The 17,271-nt window shown below is 62.6% G+C and carries 16 protein-coding genes; 5 read left to right on the forward strand and 11 right to left on the reverse strand.

The genetic code is table 11. The features are described from left to right. Nucleotides 1-92: 92 nt before the first annotated feature. Nucleotides 93-740, reverse strand: a complete 648-nt coding sequence (locus ACIQT2_RS08590) for a hypothetical protein (RefSeq protein ID WP_402945507.1) — start codon at nucleotides 738-740, stop codon at nucleotides 93-95. Nucleotides 741-754: 14 nt separating this feature from the next. Beyond that, on the reverse strand, nucleotides 755-3,088 hold the full coding sequence (locus ACIQT2_RS08595; RefSeq protein ID WP_402945509.1) for a DNA/RNA non-specific endonuclease: 2,334 nt from the start codon (nucleotides 3,086-3,088) through the stop codon (nucleotides 755-757). Nucleotides 3,089-3,356: 268 nt separating this feature from the next. On the opposite strand from ACIQT2_RS08595, the gene ACIQT2_RS08600 reads away from it, so the two are divergent. Beyond that, nucleotides 3,357-3,581 carry a hypothetical protein gene (locus ACIQT2_RS08600; protein WP_402945511.1) on the forward strand — a complete coding sequence of 75 codons (225 nt, stop codon included), beginning with the start codon at nucleotides 3,357-3,359 and terminating at the stop codon, nucleotides 3,579-3,581. A 52-nt stretch (nucleotides 3,582-3,633) separates the two neighbouring features. Here ACIQT2_RS08600 and ACIQT2_RS08605 read toward each other — a convergent pair whose 3' ends face one another. Then, complete coding sequence (locus tag ACIQT2_RS08605) at nucleotides 3,634-4,107, reverse strand: NUDIX domain-containing protein (protein ID WP_402945648.1); 474 nt, start codon at nucleotides 4,105-4,107, stop codon at nucleotides 3,634-3,636. A gap of 276 nt (nucleotides 4,108-4,383) precedes the next feature. On the opposite strand from ACIQT2_RS08605, the gene ACIQT2_RS08610 reads away from it, so the two are divergent. Further along, nucleotides 4,384-5,712 carry a hypothetical protein gene (locus ACIQT2_RS08610; protein ID WP_402945513.1) on the forward strand — a complete coding sequence of 443 codons (1,329 nt, stop codon included), beginning with the start codon at nucleotides 4,384-4,386 and terminating at the stop codon, nucleotides 5,710-5,712. Between the two features lie 89 nt (nucleotides 5,713-5,801). Here the strand turns inward: ACIQT2_RS08610 and ACIQT2_RS08615 are convergent, their stop codons facing one another. The 8 genes from ACIQT2_RS08615 to ACIQT2_RS08650 all read right to left on the reverse strand — a co-directional run bounded on the left by ACIQT2_RS08615 (nucleotide 5,802) and on the right by ACIQT2_RS08650 (nucleotide 13,880). Then, nucleotides 5,802-5,981: a hypothetical protein gene (locus ACIQT2_RS08615; protein WP_211713326.1), complete on the reverse strand. Its 180-nt coding sequence runs from the start codon at nucleotides 5,979-5,981 to the stop codon at nucleotides 5,802-5,804. A gap of 6 nt (nucleotides 5,982-5,987) precedes the next feature. Further along, on the reverse strand, nucleotides 5,988-7,118 hold the full coding sequence (locus ACIQT2_RS08620) for a glycosyltransferase family 2 protein (RefSeq protein ID WP_402945516.1): 1,131 nt from the start codon (nucleotides 7,116-7,118) through the stop codon (nucleotides 5,988-5,990). A 490-nt stretch (nucleotides 7,119-7,608) separates the two neighbouring features. Then, nucleotides 7,609-7,779, reverse strand: a complete 171-nt coding sequence (locus ACIQT2_RS08625; protein ID WP_397323390.1) for a hypothetical protein — start codon at nucleotides 7,777-7,779, stop codon at nucleotides 7,609-7,611. Between the two features lie 180 nt (nucleotides 7,780-7,959). Then, entirely contained in the window at nucleotides 7,960-8,790 is an 831-nt protein-coding gene (locus tag ACIQT2_RS08630) for an oxidoreductase (RefSeq protein WP_402945519.1), read from the reverse strand. 91 nt (nucleotides 8,791-8,881) lie between these two features. After that, nucleotides 8,882-10,858, reverse strand: a complete 1,977-nt coding sequence (locus ACIQT2_RS08635; RefSeq protein ID WP_402945521.1) for an amino acid transporter — start codon at nucleotides 10,856-10,858, stop codon at nucleotides 8,882-8,884. 147 nt (nucleotides 10,859-11,005) lie between these two features. After that, entirely contained in the window at nucleotides 11,006-11,548 is a 543-nt protein-coding gene (locus ACIQT2_RS08640) for a GNAT family N-acetyltransferase (RefSeq protein WP_402945523.1), read from the reverse strand. A 23-nt stretch (nucleotides 11,549-11,571) separates the two neighbouring features. Continuing rightward, nucleotides 11,572-12,927 (reverse strand): LLM class flavin-dependent oxidoreductase, encoded by a 1,356-nt coding sequence (locus ACIQT2_RS08645; RefSeq protein ID WP_402945525.1) that lies wholly within the window; start codon nucleotides 12,925-12,927, stop codon nucleotides 11,572-11,574. 68 nt (nucleotides 12,928-12,995) lie between these two features. Next, nucleotides 12,996-13,880: a MetQ/NlpA family ABC transporter substrate-binding protein gene (locus tag ACIQT2_RS08650; RefSeq protein ID WP_402945528.1), complete on the reverse strand. Its 885-nt coding sequence runs from the start codon at nucleotides 13,878-13,880 to the stop codon at nucleotides 12,996-12,998. A gap of 264 nt (nucleotides 13,881-14,144) precedes the next feature. On the opposite strand from ACIQT2_RS08650, the gene ACIQT2_RS08655 reads away from it, so the two are divergent. Genes ACIQT2_RS08655 through ACIQT2_RS08665 form a run of 3 tightly spaced genes read left to right on the forward strand, consistent with a single transcriptional unit; the run spans nucleotide 14,145 to nucleotide 17,080 of the window. Then, entirely contained in the window at nucleotides 14,145-15,245 is a 1,101-nt protein-coding gene (locus ACIQT2_RS08655) for a methionine ABC transporter ATP-binding protein (RefSeq protein ID WP_402945530.1), read from the forward strand. Next, entirely contained in the window at nucleotides 15,242-15,904 is a 663-nt protein-coding gene (locus ACIQT2_RS08660; RefSeq protein WP_400336382.1) for a methionine ABC transporter permease, read from the forward strand. Before ACIQT2_RS08655 ends, ACIQT2_RS08660 begins: the two co-directional genes overlap by 4 nt. 21 nt (nucleotides 15,905-15,925) lie before the next feature. Further along, complete coding sequence (locus tag ACIQT2_RS08665; RefSeq protein ID WP_402945534.1) at nucleotides 15,926-17,080, forward strand: LLM class flavin-dependent oxidoreductase; 1,155 nt, start codon at nucleotides 15,926-15,928, stop codon at nucleotides 17,078-17,080. Nucleotides 17,081-17,271: the final 191 nt, after the last annotated feature.

Genomic DNA, 17,271 nt, shown 5'->3' on the forward strand with positions numbered 1-17,271 from the left:
GCTCCCGCAGTTCAGGTTTTGGTCCTGGAATGGACTCTACTTTGACGCGCAGATCGAGGGGCAGGTCGTTGTCCACCCGGCTGCTTTGATGTCTATTTGCCCAGTATTTTCTTGCTGAGGTTTGTCCAGAATCCGGGTTCTTTGGACGGATCGATGATGGTGGGTTTCAGGGTGATATCAGTGCCTTTGTCGGTGACGGGGAGGCGTTTGTTGTCCCAAATGACGGTTTTCGCGGCGGGGTTGTAGAACGGCGGTATGATGTCTTCTGCGCGGAACACGGTCCACATCCAGTCGGGAATGTTGTCGACGGTTCTGGGGAAAGCGATGAGATCCCACTTGAGAACTTCTCCCGAGGCTGGTGTCACGGGATCTGCAGGATCACCGAAGAGGCCTTTCGTGAGGATCTCCCGATCGAACACCTCTAGCCGACCTGGTTTCGATGGGTAAAGAAATATCCTAAAGGTTTTCCATGCTCCTTTGCCGGGAACATAGAGTTCTTCCCGGACTTCCATAAGCCAATAGTCAAGGAGTGCTGCGGGAAAATCTTTCCTAAACGATGTATCCACCCATTCTCCGTCTTTGAGGATATCGTCGAAACGGCTGTGATGACCGATCGTAACGACTGAAGTACTCACTATCTCTTGAGCTCCGTAACCGATACCTGCCTCAGAGAACCCATGCCTCTGGAGTTCAGCAAGTCCCGTCCTGATCAGCTCGCTGTCAATGATCTTGCCGTCCATTGGATCCATCCTTTCTATTCAGATTTCATGAGGTTTGGGAAGAAGTTCTTTAGGAAACTGCCTCTGTCGAATGCATGCAACACCCTTAGGGACTCCGGCAGCCCTGGTTTTGGCCCCGGAATGGCTTCTACTTTGATGCGGAGGTCAAGGGGCAGACCGTTGTCCACCCGCACGAGGGCCTTGGTCATCAGTTCCCGTTCCAGTTGGTAGAAGGCCATGGCGCCAGGTCCAACGTTGGGGGTTCCGTATCCCCTGTTTTGGAACATGAGCTGGGCCAAGAGATTCGCACCTTCGCCAGGCCCTGCGAAGAGCGAAGCTATCAGGTGCCCGCCTTCGTAGTCGGGGCCGCCGACTCGTCGTCCGGACAGGAACTGCTGCCAGGCGCTGCGGTTCATGTCCCCTCTGAGGAGGCCGGTGATATGAGCTTCTACGCTGACTGGTTTCGCGAAATCATCGGTGATGTAAGTGAAGTGGTTCTCCAGCCCTCCATCGCACTTGGCCACAACGTTATATGTGACGTTGGGCATCCTCTTGTTCAATTCGGTGGACCATGCACCCTTTACACCGGCGTAGGTGTCAACCCGATCAACTCGACCTGTCCCGTCCGTGAAGAACTTTTCCAGGGTATCCACTGTGTGTTTGCCGCCGTCGTCCGTGGTCTTTGTGCGGTGGTCAATGATGTACTCGCTGTTGGGATGCAGGCTGGTTCTCGCTGCAAAGTTATCCTTGCGGCTGACTGGGAAGAAGGCGTCTCCGTGCCTCAATAAGAATCTGTGGGCGATGTTATTCCGTACAGGGAAAGCATCGGGCGTAACTGGTATCGGGAGAGGTAGCGGGTTGCCGGTATCTGGTCGCGGAGGCGCCGATGGCTGGCTATGCTCGCGGAGTGCCGTGGCTTTGGCATCGAGCCATTCGGGCGCCGCGCCGCCGGAGCCAGCGGTACGCATCAGGGCCCCGCTGGGATCCGTTTGGACGGCTTGGGGAAGTGCTGCATCTGCTTGGCGCAATGTGTCGACGAACCGCTCCATGCCGTCGGCGGCGGTCCGTTGAGCGCCCTCGAAAAGATCCGCAGAGGCGTTTGTTGCCTTGTCGAGCATTTTCCAAGCATTGATTCTTGTCCGGGTGAGACCGTCGAGGGCTCTTGCAGTGGTTTCCGGCATGGCCACATCCGACAGCTTGAGGAGTGTCGATCCTGGTTTGTCGAGAAAAAGTCCAGCGTTATGCAATCCGTTTGCGACATCTGTCAGAGTTTCCGAGAATCTGACAAGGCCAGGGTGGTCCATCGCCGCGATGCTTAGCTTTTCGGCCGCCAGCCCCAGCTTCGCCGCCATGGTTCCTGCTTCCGCTCCAATTCCTGAACCGCCGGCGGCCATTGAAGCAAGGTCGAACACGGTTTGTCCGCCCGCCCGCCAAGGGTCGGTTCCCCATTCCTCTGCATGGATGGTGTCCTTGATCGCGTCGACTGTGGTGAGGAGCGCGTTGATGTCTTGCTCGGTCACGTCCGTGAAGCCGCGGTCGATCACGGCTTTCGTGGTGAACACAGCCTGCCCGAGCGCTCCGATTCCATGCCAAGCCCGGAGTTGTTCGTTCTTGTCCTTGGTCGCCGCAAGCGTGTAAAGGCCCTGGGCGGCGCCCACGGCTGCGGTGCCGAACCCCTGCATGCCTGAAAGGAAGCCCTCGTGGCGGATGGAGACTTGCTTCCCCCACGGCAAATCCGGCAAGGCCGCATCCGTGCCGAGCTGGTGTTGCAGCCAAGTGAAGCTGTTGGAGAGCTGGTCCGTGGAGGCAAACGCTTTGACGCGAGGGACGTGCGAGGCGGTGTAGCCCGGGCCGCCGGTCAACCGGGAGATGTCTGTCGCGCACTGGGCGTCCGAGTCAAGGATGGCTTGGGCCAGGGCACTGGCCGCGTCCATAACTTGCTGGTGGGTGTCGACGATGTGGGCTTTGGAGTGCCAGTCATCGTTGGCCAGGATGACCGCGTCCAAGGCTTGGACCTCGGCCCGCAAACGATTGATCCGGGTCTTGAAATCCCTGGCCCGGTCCGCGTAGGCGTACAGAGTCTTCGCCGCCATGGAGGCAAGGTCAGCGACACGTTGGGACCGTGCCACGATCGGGGTGAACGCGCCGAGGACCTGTGCGGCGTCAGGGGTCCTATAGAACTCCTCGAGCCCGGACCAGTGTCGGGCTGCGTCCCGGACACCGTTATGGAACGCCGCCCCCGAGGCGAGCATGTCCGCCACATGGGTGTCCAGCACATCGGGATCTGGTAGCGGCGGCAACGCGGCAACATCAATCCCGGACCCGCCACCCCCGGAAGGCGAACACACCGCCGTGAAATCCCCACTCACGAGACAGTACTAACCATGAATTAAGCCCCCAATGTCTGTTGTGCTTTCAAAGGGAGAGCTTGCCCTAGAAAATCTCGTCTAGGTGGCAAAAAATTTTGTCTAGGTGGTGATTTTGGCGTTTACGGGACCGAAAACGGCTGTTTTCCCAAAAAATAGGTGGTCGCAGCGAGCGTCTAGGTGGTCGACCGACGCCACGCGCCTGCGGTTTGTGGTGGTCTCCATGGCATATGCGATTGCGTCGTCTTGCCGGTGTTGTACCGTCTTGGACATGGACGCGGAACTGACAGTGCAACAGGCGGCTGAAATGCTCACCGTCTCCAGCTCACACATACTCGGCCTACTCACGAGCGGTCAGGTAAAGGGGAGAGAAAGTGATTCCAGGTGGCTGGTGGAAGCTGAATCTTTGCTTGAGTACAAAGGCATTGCTGCTGTAGCCCAGAAAGCCGCAGCCGATGAGCTATCAGCGCTCGCACAGGAAATGAAGCTGATCTGAGAGGTCCTGTCGTTCCAAGAGGCCTCCAGTGAGCCATTCATCTGGGCTGTGCTCAGGCTCCGGCCAGGTGCTCCACCAGCGCATCGACGATCGGCAGTTGCCCTTTGACCAGCTTGGTCCGTGCCGTGGCTTCATCCACCCACCGGGCATCGTCAATCTCCGGGAATTCCTTGATGGAACCGGAGCCCTTGGGCCATTCCATGGGGAACGTGTTGCTGACTATGTGGTCCGGCTGAAACGAATCGGCCCGAGCCGTGTAGGCCGTGATCAGCTTTCCTGAGGGCTGCTTGAACACGCCGAGCAGGTGGTACTCGACGGCGGGCGGTGCAGTGCCGATCTCCTCCGTGAACTCGCGGCGCGCAGCCACCAAAGGGTCTTCATCCTCGGGAAATTCTCCTTTGGGAAGGGACCAGGCGTGTTGATCCTTGCGTGCCCAGAACGGGCCACCCATGTGGGCAATCCAGAGCTCCAGCCCGCCCACGGGGGAGTGCCGGTAAAGGAGAATTCCTGCGCTTCGAATGCTGATTTGCCCTCCCGGAACCAAGTGCGGACAGACAAGCCAACGTTACCCCAGGCAACGGCCAGCACATCCACTCGATGGCGTAACGATGAAATTGGTTTACCAGTCGTCTTCCCGAAGGTACCTGTCTACTTCATAATCATCGGAAGTGACGTTACTCGTGGGGGTGGAACGTCGCCGCGGACCTCCGGTGATTGTCGGAGGTCTTTCTGGGCGCATCAATTGGAGGCTACAGCTATGTCCAAGTCAGTAAGGCTCCTTCCATCTGGGGGAAGAAAAGTAATGGGCCTGGCCCTCACCGTGGCGGTGGGGCTGTCCATGTTTGCAGGAATCGGATCGGCACAAGCGGCAACGAAGGCAGCAGTGGTTGCGGAAGATCCCGGACCGGTGGGCAGCTTCGCATGGGAAGGCTTTAACTGGCAGAAGCGTTTCTGGGGCGGGGCTCCCATGTACAACGGATCCTGGGATGCCAACAACGTCAGCAACCCCGACGCCAACGGGTACGTGAAACTGTCCATCACGAATCCAACGGGATCCGCACCTGTGGGCGCCGAGTTCCAGTCCACCCGCGAAGGCTTCGGCTACGGCACCTACAGCACCACTGTTGAGAAGGACGTCAGCTCCCTGCAGAAGGAAGTGGTGTGGGGCTGCCTTTTCACCTATGACCCCAACGCAGTTCCGGGATACACAGAGATTGACCTTTGCGAAGCGTCCGCCTGGGGCGGTGGCTCGGCCTACGGGCAGAACTGGCCGGTGACCCAGGGGCACGGATATTGGTTCGACGCCACCAAGCCGCCTGGCCAGGGCAACAACACCATCAACTTCGACACAACGAACGCCCCGATCCTGACCCACCGCATGGTGTGGGAACCGGGCAAGATTACCTTTGAGACGTTCGCCGGGGTGAATGCGAGCGGAACGCTGCTGAAGCGTACAGTCCTCCAAGGATCCACCGTTCCGGTTCCCGCCAAGGAACAGATCCACTTCAACCTCTGGGTCACCGGCGGAGGTGGCGGCGATGCGGCCCACGTCGCTCCGGAGTCCGTCACCATCCGCGACTTCTCCTTCGTTGCCGGCATCCCGCTGACCGCTCCCACGCCTACCATCAGCGGAACGGCAGCCGTGGGCAGCACCCTGACTGCCAACGCGGGAACCTGGACCGCCGGAACCAGCCTGGCCTATCAGTGGTACAGGAACGGCGCGGCCATTTCCGGTGCCACGGCCTCCAACTACGTCCTCGCGGCAGCAGACCAAGGCACCAAGCTGACGGTCCGTGTGACCGGGACCAAGAGCGGCTACGCCACCACCACCAAGGAATCCGCCCAAACGGCAACCGTTGTGGCGGGCACACTGGCAGCTCCCACGCCGACGATCTCCGGAACGCTGACCGTCGGATCCACCCTGACGGCCAACACGGGTACGTGGACTACGGGAACCACGCTCACCTATCAGTGGTATCGGTCCGGCGTCGCCATTACGGGTGCCACGGCCAAGACCTACACGCTGGTTGCCGCCGACCAGGCGGACACCATGATGGTCCGCGTCACCGGAAGCAAGGCCGGCTGCACCACCGTGGCCAAGTACTCCGCGAGTACGGCGGCGGTGAGCTGAGGCCACGGCAGGCAGCAAGCCCGTCTTTGTGTCGCGCTGGGGGCATCCGACACAACGGCAGGCTTGCTGGGCTTGTTGGACCTCTATGCTCAGGCCTTCTTCTCCGCACGGACCGGGACGATCCGCTTGATGGCCAGGCCCAGCGCCAGCATGGCGAAGGCTGCGAGGGCGAACCAGAACAGATCGCCTGCACCGGTCATAGCAAGCGTTCCGGATCCTGTGGCGCCAACGAATGCACCGGCTGCGGGACCTGCGGGGTTGTTGTACATGAGTCTTTACCAAACTTTCTTGCGGTTGAATGCTGCATCCAGGTACGCCTTGGCGTGAACGGCCTGCAGGAAGATGTCGATGACGGTTTCGTACATGGTGGTGGCCAGAAGCATGTACCTCCAGCCCCTGAAGCGCACCGTGATGATGCGTTCCAAAACAAAGATGCCGGTGACGGCAACCCAGAATGGCTGCAGGTTCAGGCCCATTCCGGTGGCTAGTGCAAAGATGATGGAACCGAAGTAGGTGGCGGTAACTACGACGCCGATCATGGACAGGAATTGCCGCCCCCAGTAGGCGCGGGTCACCTTGGTCCAGCCGTACTGCACGCAGTTCTCCACGGCGCCGCGCTTCCAGCGGAGGCGCTGGGCCCACAGTTCCCGCCACGTGGGCATGACCTCGGTGACCAGCGTGCAGTTTGACGGCGAAGCGATGCGGTACCCGAGCGTCAGCAAGGCAAAGGAGAGCTCGTTGTCCTCCGTGAGCACGGAGGTGTCGTACACGCCGCCCTTGCCATTGCCGGGAGGGAGGGTGCCTTCCAGACGAGCGGAGACAACGTCGCGCAGGGTCTTGACGCGGAACAGCGCTGCCGTTCCGGTCACCACCAGGCACTTGCCGTGGAGGCGCTTCACATCGCGGGCATAGCGGGCGTATTCGTTGCGCTGGAGGTGTCCAACGAAGCCGCCGCCGGGTCCGCCGCTGAAGACGCCTCCGACTGCCCCGAGCAGTTCATCCTTGAGGAGGTTCGCCGTGGCGTTCTCGATGAAGTCAAGGGCCAGCTGCGAATCGGCGTCCTGCACCAGGATCAGATCCTCGGGATCAGCGTCCGGGAGCAGGGTGCTGAGGGCGTAGTTGAGGGCGCCTGCCTTCTTGTCCTTGTTCCCAACGGTGCGGAGAACCTCGACGCCCTGGGCAAGCGCGAGTTCCTCCGTGTCGTCGGTGCAGTTGTCCGCCACCACGATCACGCGGTCCGGTCGCCGGGTCTGGTTTCCCAGCGAGACCAAGGTTTCGGTGATGCCGGCTGACTCGTTGTGTGCCGGGACCAGGACCGTGACCACTCCGCCGGCGGCGCGGTGGGCACCGTGGCGCAGCTCGGCGTCCGTGTCCGGCCTTGCTGCCTGCAGGGTTTGCGTGCACATGGCGGTCCTTGTCGTTCATCCTGGCGTGCTGACACCCTTAGATTTCCAAGGCCAACACAAGAAGCGACCCGCCAAAGGATCAAGAAATACTCAAGCTTTTCTGCAAATTTGCACTGCCGGCATCACGAACTGTGCACCAAACGCACCAGTGCGCCAGCGGGTTCGCGGGAAAGTAGCGGGGCTTTGGCGCGACTTCGCGGGAAGCATGCCGGCGAGTTCGGAAACTTGCGTGGGCTTTGGCACGACGTCGCGGGAAGCATGCCGGCGAGTTCGGAAACTTGCGGGGGCTTGGACACGCTTCCCGCGAAGTCGGCACCCGCGCTTGCCCACAGCCGAGCCCACAGCCGCGCCCACAGCCGCGCCCGCGCCCACAGCCGCGCCCGCGCTCACAGCCCCGCCCCAAACTCGCGCCCCGGGCACCCGCGCTTAAACGACAGCGGACGACGCCGGTGGGTACCGGCGTCGTCCGCTTTTGTCTGCTGGGGCTGCTTTAGCGGGCCAGGCTGACGGTGAAGGTTTTCGGTCCGCTGAGCGTCACGGCGATCCCGCAGTTTTCTGCGGTGGCGCGGGGTGTGAGGTCCCGGATTGCGGCATCGATGGTGTGGTCGATGGCCGTGTTATCCCAGATTTTCAGCGTGATGGAGTCAGTATGTGTCGTCATTGTCAGTACTTTCGCTCAGGCTGTTTGACAGCCCCAAGCCTCTTCGCCCGGGGCCGCATCCTCGTCGGTGAGGTTGCTGATTCAGCTTGGATGGGAACGGGTTCCCTCCATCATGGTTCATGCTGCGGACCCTCAATGACAAGCCAAACGCCACAAGTGTGACCGATTACACGCTCCTCTTTACTCTGTGTAACCTGTGCTTTCGCTGCGCTCCCGCCAGCCGTCAACCTGTGCGCGCATGGCTTCCTCCACGGCGTTGTAGGCGTACACCGCGTCGGCCCCCAAGAGGAGGAATGCGGGCGTTTCGGGAGCCTCAACAGCATCGATGATCAGCTGGGCGGCCTTGTCCGGGTCGCCGGGCTGGGTGCCATGGACGGTGTCGTTCTCCTTGCGGCGCTTGCCGGCGGTCTCGGCATAGTCGTCAATCGCGACGGCAGATTGGGTCAGGGAACGTCCCGCGAAGTCCGTGCGGAACCCGCCCGGTTCCACGGCGGTCACCGAGATCCCCAGTGGAGCAAGTTCCTTCTGCAGCGACCCGGAGATGCCTTCCAGGGCTGCCTTGGTGGCCGAGTAGTAGCCCGAGCCGGGAGGGCAGATGCGGGCGCCGATCGAGGAGATGTTCACGATTGCGCCGGAGCGCCGGGACCGCATGCCGGGCAGGACGCCCTTGATCATGGCGACGGGTCCAAAAACGTTGGTGTCGAACAGGGCCCGCACCCCGGCGTCGTCGCCTTCCTCCACGGCGGCACGGTAGCCGTACCCTGCGTTGTTGACCAGGACGTCCACCCCGCCAAAACGCTCCTCGGCCTGCTGCACGGCGGCGTCCACCTGCGACTGCACGGTGACGTCGAGTGCCACGGCGAGGGCCGTCGTCGGGAATTCCGCGGTGAGCTCCTGAAGCGGCTCGGTGCTGCGGGCGGTCACGACGGCGTTATCGCCTTGGGCGAGGACGGCGCGGGCCAGTGCCCGGCCAAGTCCGGTGGAGCAGCCTGTGATGAGCCAGGTGGTCATGGTGTTCCTTTCGGTGGGTTGTCCTCTCCCACTGAACGCTACTCCGCCGTGCTGCGGGAGTGACGGGTGATCCGGGTACTCCCAGTGCCCCTCAGCCCACGTGGACCCATGGCCGGCGGCTCACGTCCGGCTCGGCCTCGCGCAGGACCTCGCGCGTCACCGGGGCGATCTCGCCTTCGCCGAGGAACAGGAAGCGCAGCAGGTTGGTAATGGGGTTGCCCTCGGTCCAGCGGAAGTAGATGTGCGGCATGAGCCCGGTGACGTCCCGGATATGGAGCAGCACGGAAGCGATGGTGTTGGCGATGACCGGGCCGTGGACTTCGAGGATCCGGTAGCCGTGCCGCTCGATGCCCTTGACGTAGAGCTCGGTCTCGAAATCGGAGGTATCGTCCAGCACTACCTCCAGGAAGATCCCGTGGTAATTCAGTGGCAGGTGGCTGACTTCGATGGCAGAGACCAACTTCTCCCGATAGGCCTCCGCGGTGAGCCTGCGCGGTTCGTGGGCGATCAGCCTGATGGGTCCGGAGTCGTCGTCGAGGATGAACTCAAGGGCTTGACGGTCCAGGTGGACGTGGGTCGCGTGCAGTTCAAAGGACCGGCGCACGCGGGACAGCAGCGAGATCCCAATGATGCCCGCAATGAAGATCGCAGCGATCCGGATGCCCTCCGGCCGCTCCACGATGTTGGCCACGGTGGTGTAAACGAAGACGGCGGCGATTGCACCGAAGCCGATGGTCCGCTTGCGTTGATGACGACGGCGGGCGGACAGTGTCACGGCCACGGCGGCTGACGTCATGAGCACCAGCACACCGGTGGCGTAGGCACCGCCTTGGGCGTCGACGTCGGCGTTGAACACCACGGTGATGAAGAACCCCACCAAGGTGAAGACCATGACGAGGGGCCGGACGGCCTTGGCCCACTCGGGCGCCATTCCGTAGCGGGGGAGGTACCGCGGGACCAGGTTGAGCAGCCCGGCCATGGCGGAGGCGCCGGCGAACCAGAGGATGGCGATGGTGCTGATGTCGTAGACCGTGCCGAAACCAAGGCCCAGGTATTCGTGGGCAAGGAACGCCAGGGCGCGTCCATTGGCTTGGCCGCCGGGCTCGAACTCATGCTCCGGGATGAGGACCACGGTGGTGAAGCTGGAGGTGATGAGGAAGGTGCTCATGATCAGCGCAGCGGTGGTCAGCATCCGCCGGGTTCCCTTGATGCGTCCCGTGGGCTTGGCATCCGTGTCATCAGGATCGCCCTGCACTTGCGGCATTACGGCCACACCGGTTTCGAAGCCGGAAAGGCCCAGGGCGAGCTTGGGGAACACGATCAGCGCGATGGCCACGGCCATGATCGGATTACCGTGCGAGGTCCAGAGGAGCTGCCACCAGTCCCCAACGGCCGTGGGATGGGTGAGCACCTCGAACACCGTTGTTGCCACCACCACGACGTTCAGGCCCAGGTAGAGAACCACCAGAACTACGGCCACGCCGATCGCTTCCTTGAAGCCACGCAGGAACACGGCCGCCAACAGGGCCAGCAGGAACAGCGTGACCAGCACGTTTTGCCCCTGCAACCAGCCCGGCATCACCGGGTTCTGGATCAAGTGGGCGGTGGCATCGGCTGCGGAAAGGGTCATGGTGATCATGAAGTCCGTCGCGGCGAAGCCCAGCAGCACCAGGACCAGGAGCTTGCCGCCCCAACGGGGGAGCAGCCGTTCCAGCATGGCGATGGAACCCTCGCCCCGGGGACTTTCGCCGGCCACCCTCCGGTACACGGGCAAGGCGCCCAACAGGGTCACAGCCACCAGGACGATCGTGGCCATGGGTGAGATGACACCCGCTGCCAGGGCGGCAATGGCCGGTTGGTAACCCAGTGTGGAGAAGTAGTCCACGCCGGTGAGGCACATGACCTGCCACCAGTGGTGCTTTTTCTCGTGGGCTGCGCTGACACCGCCCGGACCCTGATGGCTTCCTTTGCTGTCCTGGAGCCCGAACAGGAGCCAGGTCCTGAACGACGTCCAGCCACCGGGTTTGGGGGCCGACGGGTCCGCGGGCGGCCTGCTCAACGTGGTCATGGCTTTCCTTCCAGCCCGACGCTCCTCGATCTGAGCTGAACATAGCACCGCCAAGGGTACTTAGTACCGGGCTGGAAGGATTTTTGATGAGTCCTTAACACCAAGGGGTTGGCTCTCGGCAGTAAGGATGTGTGAAAGGCGTGGGAGCTAACCCCTCGCGGGCAGATCCAGCGTGTAGACCACCAGTTGCACCTTGGGGGCGGGACGCGGTTTCTCGCGTTCGGTCCGGCGGATGTAGCCCAGCTGGCGGTACAGGCTTTGGGATGGTTCATTGTCGACGGCGGTATCCAGCACCACGCGCTTGGCGCCTTGTTCCGCGGCCAGGCGTGCGGCCTCGTTGAGGAGCCGCCTGCCGAGCCCGGTCCGGCGGGTTTCGGGCAGCACCGCGAGCAGCCTGAGTTCCACTTCGCCTTCCGCGGCCTGGCGGCTGAGGTAGGAACCGTAGGGAAGCAGGCTCGCTGTTCCCACGAGTGTTCCGGTCCTGGCGTCTTCGGCTACCAACAGCACGCCTTCGTGTGCACGTGCCGTGGCATTGAGGAGCAGTTCCAGCCGCTCGTCGTCGGGCTGGCGGGCGCCGGGCAGGTGATGGCCGAACCCTTCGTACGTCAGCCGCCCCACGGCGTCGTACTCTTCGTGGCGGGCCTCGCGAATCACGTACGTGCCGGTGGCGGCGGTTGCTTGGGTGGTCATGTTGGTCCTTTCGACGACGGCGGTCAGATGGCGCGGGTGCCCGCGGCTTCGGGGGCCAGGCCGAGGTGCGACTTGAGGGTGGTGCCGGTGTATTCCGTGCGGGCGAGTCCGCGTTCCTGGAGGATCGGGATGACTCCGGCGGCAAAGCGCTCCAGGTCCTGGGGCAGCAGGGAGAACATGAGGTTGAAGCCGTCGGCAGCGCCTTCGGCATGCCACCGCGCGAGGGAAGCGGCCACGTGTTCCGGGCTGCCGATGAAGTCGTGGTTCCGCTTGTCGCCCGTGAGGATCGAGTAGAGATCCTTGAGGGTCACTTCATCTTCGCGTCCACGGATCTGTTCGCCGGCGGAGCGGAAATCGGTACGCGGGTTGGCGATCGAGGGAATGCCTGACTGGGCCACAGTGGCCTCCGGACCGAGGCCGGCGAAGTCCAGCTGTCCTGCGAAATACTCCTGCAGGAAGTCCAGTACCTGCTGGTCCGTGATGAGGTTGTCCAGCTCGCGGATGCGCTCCAATGCTTCCTTGCGGCTGTCGGCAACGATGGGGGAGATGGCCTGGTACACGAAAAGCTCGTCCGGGTTTCGGCCAAAGGCTGTGGCCTGTTGACGGACAGAGTGGCGGTAACTGCGGGCCTGCGGGATATCCGGGTGGCTTGCGAAGAGAGCGTTGGCGAAGCGGGCGCCGAGCCGTTGCCCGGGACCGGACGTTCCTGCCTGCGCCAGGAGCGGAGAGTGTTGTGGCGAAGGGCCGATGTTCAAAGGACCTGCCACCTTGAAGAACTCACCTTTGTGGTTGAGGCGGTTGAGTTTGTGGCGGTCGAAGAAGCGGCCGCGTGGCTTGTCATGGAGGAACGCGTCCCGCTCCCAGGAGTTCCAGAGCCCAAGGGTAACCTCCACGAATTCCTCGGCACGCTGGTACCGGAGGCTGTGCTCGAAGTGCTGGTCCGCGCCGTAATTTCCGGCCGTGCTGTTGGTCAGGTCCCGCGTGGTGACGATGTTCCAACCCACGCGGCCGCCGCTGATGTGGTCGGCAGTGAGGGCGGCGCGTGCGAAGTTGTACGGCTGGTCATAGGACGTGGACGACGTAGCGATCAGGCCGATCTTGTCCGTCACCGCGCCCAAAGCCGTGACCAGTCCGATGGGGTCAAACCGGTTGAGGATGCCGGGGTTGCTCGTCTCGTCGATGGCGAGGGAATCACCCAGGAAGATGGCGTCGAACCTGGCGTCCTCGGCCGCTTTGGCGAGCTTCACCTGATGCGCGAAATCGATGCTGGCCTGCGGGAACGCCGTCTCGTGGCGCCACGAGGCCACATGGATGCCCGTACCCACCAGGTAGGCGAAGAAATGGATCTGACTGCGTTCACGTGCGAGGTGCTGGTTCATGGCTCTTTGTTCCTGGAACGGCTGAGGGGCGGCTGGCTGTGTGGCGCAGCGGGCCGCCCCTCAGACAACTACTTGGTCTTCTTGATGGCTGCTTCTTCGGCGGTGAGCACTCCCTGCAGCTTGGCCGCGGTCCAATCCGCCTTGAACTGCAGGTTGCCGTCGTTGAGCTTGGTCACCGAAGCCTCCACCTCAGGCGTGTGGTAAGCGTCCACGATCTTCTTCCAGGTGGGCTCGTCCTTGCGATCCGCCTTCACCACGAAGCCGTTGATGTACGGAGCCAGCGCCTCCGAGTTGAGGTCTTCCTTGAAAATGATCTTGTCGTCGCCGAGGCCGCCCTTTTGTGCCTGGGTGTTGTTGACGACGGCGGCTTCCGTGGTGCCCTTGAGCGCGTTGACCGTCTGGTTGCTGTCAACGGGAACAACCTTGATCTTGCTCGACGTGATCTCCGCAGGGGTGGACAACGAGTTGCCGCCATCCTTGAGCTGGAGCAGGCCCGCCGTCTGAAGATTCAGCAGGGCGCGCGCCTGGTTGGTGGGGTTGTTGGGAATGGCAACCTGGGCGTCCGCCGGCAGTTCGCTCACGGACTTGTACTTTTCGGAGTAGAGGGCCAACGGGTAGACGGCCGTAGCTCCGACGGGAACCAGCGTGCCGTTGCTGTTGACGTTGAACTGGGACAAGTACTTGAGGTGCTGGAACAAGTTGATGTCCACCTGGCCCTGCTGCGTGGCGGTGTTGATCTGCGCGCCATCGGTGAAGTTCTTAACCTCCAGGTCGATCCCCTGGTCCTTGAGCTTGTTCCTAAGGATGGTCCAGTGCTCCTCCGCGCCGTCGTCCACGCCGATAACCACCTTGGTGTTCCCTGAGTTTGAAGAGCCTCCCGCAGCACCCCCGCACGCGGACAACGACAGGGCGGCGATAAGGCCGACGGCGGCAGCTAACAGGCGGTTCTTCATGATGCTTCTCCGTACAAAGGGTCTTGATGCGAATGAAAGGTACGGGGTATCCCCCACGCCTCACGCTAAGCACGCGGCATGGTTGGGACGAATCCGTCCGCAACACGGCGTCGCCTGCCGTTAACGGGAGAAACCGCAGGTCACAAGGGGTCACGGGGTTCGATCCGGGAGTGGCCTCGCTGTTGGAATGGGCACTCAAACCACCCCTGTGCCCGGTCCATGGACGGGCTCGGAACGCAACAACACCACCCAAAGGAGGCCCCGGTGGGCGCCATCGTCTCCCTGCGCGGAGCCAGCAAGATCTTCCCGGTTCCCAAGGGCCGGGCATGGGGCAAAAATGCCCCAGTACGGGCCGTGGACTCTGTCTCCCTGGACATTGAAGAAGGCACAGTCGTGGGGATCGTGGGCTATTCAGGAGCAGGTAAGTCCACGCTTGTCCGGCTGCTCAATGGACTGGAACGCCCCAGCGAGGGGCAGGTCCTTATCAAAGGCCAGGACATTTCCGCCTTGTCGGAAGGCCAGTTGCGGAAGGTCCGTGCCGGGATCGGGATGATCTTCCAGCAGTTCAACCTCCTCACCTCCCGCACCGTGTTTGGAAACGTCGCGTACCCGTTGAAAGTGGCTGGTTGGTCCAAGGACAAGATCCGGCCCCGCGTGGAGGAACTGCTTGAGTTCGTGGGAATCGCTGATAAGGCAAGGACGTACCCGCGGCGGCTTTCCGGTGGGCAGCAGCAACGCGTCGGCATCGCACGCGCGCTGGCCAACGCCCCTGACATCCTCCTGGCCGATGAAGCCACCAGTGCCCTGGACCCCGAAACCACGCGCGACGTCCTTCGCTTGCTCCGACGCATCAACAAGGAACTCGGAACCACCGTGGTGGTCATCACCCACGAAATGAACGTGGTCCGGGAAATCTGCGACACGGTGGTGATGATGGAATCCGGCCGCGTGGTTGAATCCGGGCCTACGTACTCCGTGTTTGCCGACCCCAAGAGCGGCTCCACCCAGCGATTCGTCTCCACCGCAGTGCACGGAACACCCGAACCCGAAACCGTCCAACGGCTCTCCGCTGCGCACCCCGGGCTCTTGGTGTCGATAGGGATATCGGAAGCTGCGCCCACTCCGTTGGTGGCAGCTACCTTCGAACGCCACGGTGTGGGCTCCAGCGTGGTCTTCGGCGGAGTCACGGAAATCCAGAACCGCATCCTCGGCACGCTCACCTACGAGCTCACCGGCAGCGAGACTTCGATAGACGCTGCGCTCGCCGAATTGGGTGACGTCACCGCCGTCGAACGCCAAACTACGACGGCGGCACCCGCCGAAAGCGCCGTGCCCCACCTGACCACTGTTGGAGAGAAACCATGACCACCGACTGGACCACGCTCCTTCCCGTCCTGGGCGAATCCTTCCAGCAGACCATTTACATGGTGGTGGTCACCGTGCTGCTCAGCGGGCTGGCCGGACTGGCGCTCGGGGTGACCCTGTACGCCACCCGGCCCGGGAACCTGTTCGCCAACAAGGCCGTCTTTTCCGTCCTCAACTTCCTGGTGAACATCATCAGGCCCATCCCGTTCATCATCTTCATCACCGCGATCGCACCGTTGACCCTGATCATCATGGGCACCACCATCGGAACCACCGCAGCGATCCTTCCCATGGCCCTCATGGCCGGAGTGGTGATCGGGCGCGTGGTGGAGCAGAACCTGGTGGCCTCCGATCCCGGTGTGGTGGAAGCAGCCCGGGCCATGGGCGACAGCCGCCTGCACATCTTGTGGGCCGTGGTCATTCCGGAATCGCTTGCGCCGCTCATTCTTGGCTACACCTTCATGATCATCGCGATCGTGGATATGTCCGCCATGGCCGGCTACATCGGCGGCGGCGGGCTGGGCAACTTCGCCATCATGTACGGCTACCAGCAGTTCAACTGGGAAGTCACGCTGGTCACCGTGCTCATCATCATCGTCATGGTCCAGGCCGCGCAATTGCTGGGCAACTGGCTGGCCCAGCGTATTCTCCGCCGCTAACTACCCTTCGGGAGATTCCTTATGCCCATCGAATTCCTCGGCATGGGTGCCGGCAACGACTCCACGGAGACCTCGCCGGCCACCACGCCCTTCTTCGACCCCTCTTACGCCGCGAAGATCGCCCGGATCCACGAGGACAACAACTGGGACCACGTGCTTTTCGCGTACAACTCAGCCACCCAGGACCCAGCCGTCCACGCAACGTGGGTTGCTGCCAATACTGAACGGATCCAGTTGCGGTTGGCTCACCGGCCCAACGTCTCACATCCGACCTTCGCGGCACGGTCCTTCCTGACCCTGGACCACATTGCCCAAGGCCGCTTGACCGTGCACTTCATCACCGGCGGAAGCCAGGCAGACCAAGCGCGCGAAGGCGATTACCTCGCCAAGGACGCCCGCTACGGCCGGACGCAGGAGTACATGCAGATCGTCCGTCGGGCGTGGTCGGGGGAGTCATTCGATTGGTCCGGTGAGCATTACCGCTTTGAAGGTTTTTCCTCGGGGCTGGCTCCCTTCAACGGCAAACGCCCTGGCATGTCCTTCGGTGGATCTTCCGAGGCTGCCTGGTCCGTGGGCGCTGCCGAGGCAGATATCTATGCCCTGTTTGGCGAACCCTTGGCCGATGCCGCTTCACAGCAGCAACAGATCCTCGCGCGCGCGGCCGCACTGGGCAGGATATCGCCGCTTCGATGGCAGATTGCGTTCCGGCCCATTGTCGCTGCCACTGACCAGCTGGCTTGGGAGAAGGCACATGCCATCCTGGGCACGTTTGAAGCCCGGCGTTCCGCAGGCGACGTGATCGATCCCGTCCGGCACTACGCCACGAAGCCGGAAGCCGCCGGAACCCAGCGGCTACTGGCCGCGGCCGAGCGCGGCGACCTTCACGACCGCGCCCTATGGACGGCGCTCGCCAAGGCTGCGGGCGGCGGGGGAGGAAGTGCGACGGCGTTGGTTGGCTCCTATGACACCGTCACCCAGGCGATCCTCGACTACCACGAGCTCGGTTTCGAGATCTTCGGGCTGCGCGGCTACGACTTTGTCCCCGACGCCATCGAGTTCGGGACGCACGTCATTCCGCAGCTGAAGCACGAAGTGGCGCACAGGGAACGTTCTTCGAGCCCCGAAGCCCTCCGCGCAGCCCACGCATCCGCTCGCACGTGCCTCCTCCAAATCTGACCCTCTCTCACCGAACCCCCCTTTCCTGCGGACCCTCTCTAACCGAACCCCCCTTTCCTGCGGATCTTCTCTCACCGGACCGCCGTTTCCTGCGGATCCTCTCTCACCGGACCGTCGTTTCCTGCGGATCCTCTCTCACCGGCGAACCGCGGGCCCCGAGCCGAAGACCACCGGCGACTCTTCAATGCGAG

The sequence above is a fragment of the Paenarthrobacter sp. NPDC090522 genome (genome assembly GCF_044769225.1).
In the GTDB taxonomy this organism is placed as follows: Bacteria; Actinomycetota; Actinomycetes; order Actinomycetales; family Micrococcaceae; genus Arthrobacter.

What these genes read in the sequence shown, in the direction of transcription:
- ACIQT2_RS08645 (WP_402945525.1), bottom strand. Translation starts at nt 12,927, where the DNA reads ATGAACCAGCACCTCGCACGTGAACGCAGTCAGATCCATTTCTTCGCC.
- ACIQT2_RS08665 (WP_402945534.1), top strand. Translation starts at nt 15,926, where the DNA reads ATGCCCATCGAATTCCTCGGCATGGGTGCCGGCAACGACTCCACGGAG.
- ACIQT2_RS08625 (WP_397323390.1), bottom strand. Translation starts at nt 7,779, where the DNA reads ATGACGACACATACTGACTCCATCACGCTGAAAATCTGGGATAACACG.
- ACIQT2_RS08660 (WP_400336382.1), top strand. Translation starts at nt 15,242, where the DNA reads ATGACCACCGACTGGACCACGCTCCTTCCCGTCCTGGGCGAATCCTTC.
- ACIQT2_RS08620 (WP_402945516.1), bottom strand. Translation starts at nt 7,118, where the DNA reads ATGTGCACGCAAACCCTGCAGGCAGCAAGGCCGGACACGGACGCCGAG.
- ACIQT2_RS08590 (WP_402945507.1), bottom strand. Translation starts at nt 740, where the DNA reads ATGGACGGCAAGATCATTGACAGCGAGCTGATCAGGACGGGACTTGCT.
- ACIQT2_RS08600 (WP_402945511.1), top strand. Translation starts at nt 3,357, where the DNA reads ATGGACGCGGAACTGACAGTGCAACAGGCGGCTGAAATGCTCACCGTC.
- ACIQT2_RS08650 (WP_402945528.1), bottom strand. Translation starts at nt 13,880, where the DNA reads ATGAAGAACCGCCTGTTAGCTGCCGCCGTCGGCCTTATCGCCGCCCTG.
- ACIQT2_RS08640 (WP_402945523.1), bottom strand. Translation starts at nt 11,548, where the DNA reads ATGACCACCCAAGCAACCGCCGCCACCGGCACGTACGTGATTCGCGAG.
- ACIQT2_RS08615 (WP_211713326.1), bottom strand. Translation starts at nt 5,981, where the DNA reads ATGTACAACAACCCCGCAGGTCCCGCAGCCGGTGCATTCGTTGGCGCC.
- ACIQT2_RS08630 (WP_402945519.1), bottom strand. Translation starts at nt 8,790, where the DNA reads ATGACCACCTGGCTCATCACAGGCTGCTCCACCGGACTTGGCCGGGCA.
- ACIQT2_RS08635 (WP_402945521.1), bottom strand. Translation starts at nt 10,858, where the DNA reads ATGACCACGTTGAGCAGGCCGCCCGCGGACCCGTCGGCCCCCAAACCC.
- ACIQT2_RS08610 (WP_402945513.1), top strand. Translation starts at nt 4,384, where the DNA reads ATGGGCCTGGCCCTCACCGTGGCGGTGGGGCTGTCCATGTTTGCAGGA.